Origin of the sequence: Streptomyces phytophilus, assembly GCF_013870535.1 — a bacterium.
GTDB lineage: Bacteria > Actinomycetota > Actinomycetes > Streptomycetales > Streptomycetaceae > Streptomyces > Streptomyces phytophilus.
Genome location: NZ_JACBXC010000745.1, coordinates 1 through 3,001 on the forward strand (window position 1 = coordinate 1; position 3,001 = coordinate 3,001).

At 70.5% G+C, this 3,001-nt stretch carries 2 protein-coding genes; both read left to right on the plus strand.

Features of this window, described 5'->3' with window-relative positions:
• A partial coding sequence (locus H5J30_RS24540; RefSeq protein ID WP_181789537.1) for an ABC transporter substrate-binding protein occupies window positions 1-1,735 on the plus strand: 1,735 nt, incomplete at its 5' end.
• 183 nt (window positions 1,736-1,918) lie between these two features.
• Window positions 1,919-2,977 (plus strand): ABC transporter permease, encoded by a 1,059-nt coding sequence (locus H5J30_RS24545; RefSeq protein ID WP_181789538.1) that lies wholly within the window; start codon window positions 1,919-1,921, stop codon window positions 2,975-2,977.
• Window positions 2,978-3,001 lie beyond the last annotated feature (24 nt).

Sequence of the window (3,001 nt, forward strand, 5' to 3'; positions counted from 1 at the left end):
CGACGACGGCGGCGGCAACGGCGACAACGGCGACAAGGCGGTCCTCACGGCGGCCGTCGCGCAGAGCGTCGACTCCCTCAGCCCCTTCCTCGCGGTCACCCTCGTGGCCACGAGCCTGAACCGGCTGATGTACGACTCCCTCGTCAACTACGACGTCAAGACACAGGAGCCCATCCCGGGGCTGGCCGAGAAGTGGGAGCCCTCGAACGCGGGCAGGACGTGGACGTACACCATCCGCGAGGGCGTGAAGTGGTCCGACGGCAAGCCGCTGACCGCCGAGGACGCCCGCTGGACGTTCCACACGATGATGACCGACGAGGCCGCCGGCGCGGCGAACGGCTCGTACGTCGCCAACTTCGCGAAGGTCTCGGCGCCCGACGCCCGCACGCTCGTCGTGGAGCTGAAGGAGCCGCAGGCGACGATGAACTCGATGGACCTGCCGATCGTGCCCAAGCACGTCTGGCAGGACGTCGAGGACCTCGGGAAGTTCAACAACGACTCCGACTTCCCGGTCGTGAGCAGCGGCCCGTACATACTGACGGACTTCAAGACCGACTCGTACGTCACCTTCGAGCCGAACCCGAACTTCTGGCGGGGCAAGCCGAAGTTCGACGAGCTGACGTTCAAGTACTACAAGGAGACCGACGCCGCCGTCGCCGCCCTGCGCAAGGGCGAGGTGTCCTTCGTACCGGACCTGACGCCCGCGCACGCCGCGTCGCTGGAGGGCCGGCCCGACATCAAGGTCAACGACGGCCAGGGCCGGCGCTTCTGGGCCATCGCGACCAACCCCGGGGCCCGGGACGTCGAGGGCCGCACGTTCGGTGACGGCCATCCGGCGCTGCTCGACCCGCGGGTGCGCGAGGCGCTGTTCCTCGCGGTGGACCGCACGGTGATAGTGGACAAGGTGCTGCAGGGGCACGGCGTCGAGGGCGAGGGCTACATCCCGCCCCGCTTCGGCGACTACCACTGGAAGCCGTCGGCCGAGCAGAAGATCGGCTACGACCCGGAGAAGGCGGCGGAACTGCTGGACCGGGCGGGCTACGAGCTCAAGGACGGCAAGCGCGTCGGCAAGGACGGCAAGCCGCTGGACTTCCGGATGCTGTGCCACTCCACCGACGCCAGGGACAAGGCGGCGGGCAAGTTCCTGGAGGAGTGGTGGGGCGCGCTGGGCATCGGCCTGGACCTGCAGTGCCTGGACAACGTCGGCGACCCGTGGGTGGCCGGCGAGTACGACCTCGCCTTCGACGGCTGGTCGGTCAACCCCGACCCGGACTTCGTCCTCGCCATCCACACCTGCGCCGCGCTGCCGGAGTCGGAGGACGTCGTCGGGCAGACGGACAACTTCATCTGCAACAAGGACTACGACCGGCTCTACGCCGAGCAGCTGGCCGCGTACGACGACCCGGCCGAGCGCGCGGAGATAGTCCGCGAGATGCAGTCGGTGCTCTACGACACCGGGTACATGAACGTGCTGGCGTACCCGAACTCCGTGGAGGCGTACCGCACCGACCACATCGAGTCGATCACCGCGATGCCCGCGGGCGACGGCAACATCTGGGGCCAGGACGGCTCCTGGAGCTGGGCCACCGCGGTCCCCGCCGCCGAGGCGTCCGACGACGACGGCGGCTCGGCGATGGGCGTGGTGCTCGGCGGCGGCGCGGCGGCCGCGGTGGCGGTCGCGGCGGGCGTGGTCTTCGCGATGCGCCGCCGGGCCACCGCGGAGGACCGCGAGTAGCCCGCACGCACCCTCGCCACCCGGGGTGTCCGGCGCCCGCCGCGCCGTACACCCCGCCCGACCGCACCCACCGCCCGAACCGCAACCCCACCCCGCGAGTCGCACCCGTCGACGCGCGCGACGCACCGCGCCACGCAACCGCGCCACGCACCCCCGGACGGCACCCCCAGCAAAGCGAGGGCCATGTCTACGGCAGACCCACCCGTCACCCCCGCCGCCGCCGTGAAAACGGCGCCCGACGCCCGCGGCGCCGCGGGCAGTTCCCGCCGCGCCTACCTCACCTACGTGGCGGGCAAGCTCGCCGGCGCCGCGGTCTCCCTCTTCGCCATCCTCGTCACCAGCTTCTTCCTCTTCCGGATCATCCCCGGCGACCCGGTCAAGACGATGACGCACGGCCGCAAGGTCGACGCCGAGCAACTCGCCGCGCTGCGCCGGCACTACGGTCTCGACCTGCCGCTGTGGGAGCAGTTCACCCAGTACGTCGGTGACGCGCTGACCGGCAACCTCGGCGACTCGTACCAGTTCAACGAGCCCGTGCTCGACCTCATCCGGGAGCGCGTGCCGGCCACCCTGCTGCTCACCGGCACGGCCGTGGTCCTCTACAGCGCCCTCGGCCTCTGGCTGGGCACGCGCGCCGCCTGGCGGCACGGCGGGCTCGGCGACAAGGTCAACACGAGCATCGCGCTCACCCTGTGGTCGGTGCCGCACTTCTGGCTCGGGATGCTGCTCATCATCGTCTTCTCCGTCGGCATCGGCCCCATCCCCGGGCTGTTCCCCACCGGCGGCATGGAGTCGGGCGGCGAGCACGGCCTCGCGTACGTCGTGGACGTGATCCACCACATGTTCCTGCCGGTGCTGACCCTCGTGGCCGCGTGCTACGCGCAGACGCTGCTGGTCATGCGCTCCTCGCTGCTCGACGAGATGGGCAGCGACTACCTGACGGCCGCCCGCGCCAAGGGGCTGCGCGACGACCTCGTACGCCGCCGGCACGCCGTGCCCAACGCGATGCTGCCGACGATCACGCTCGTCTTCGTCAACCTCGGGTTCATCGCGGCCGGCTCCATCCTGGTCGAGACGGTCTTCTCCTGGCCGGGCCTGGGCGGACTGTTCTACCAGGCGCTGAGCGTCCCCGACCTGCCGCTGATCCAGGGCCTGTTCATCGTCTACGCGGGCTCGATGATCCTGGCGAGCGTGGTCGCCGACCTGATCTATCCGCTGTTCGATCCCCGGGTGGGCCGATGAGTACGGAAGCACTGGGCAAGGACC

Excerpts from the sequence above, each read along its gene's own strand:
- H5J30_RS24545 (WP_181789538.1), top strand. The coding sequence starts at position 1,919 with ATGTCTACGGCAGACCCACCCGTCACCCCCGCCGCCGCCGTGAAAACG.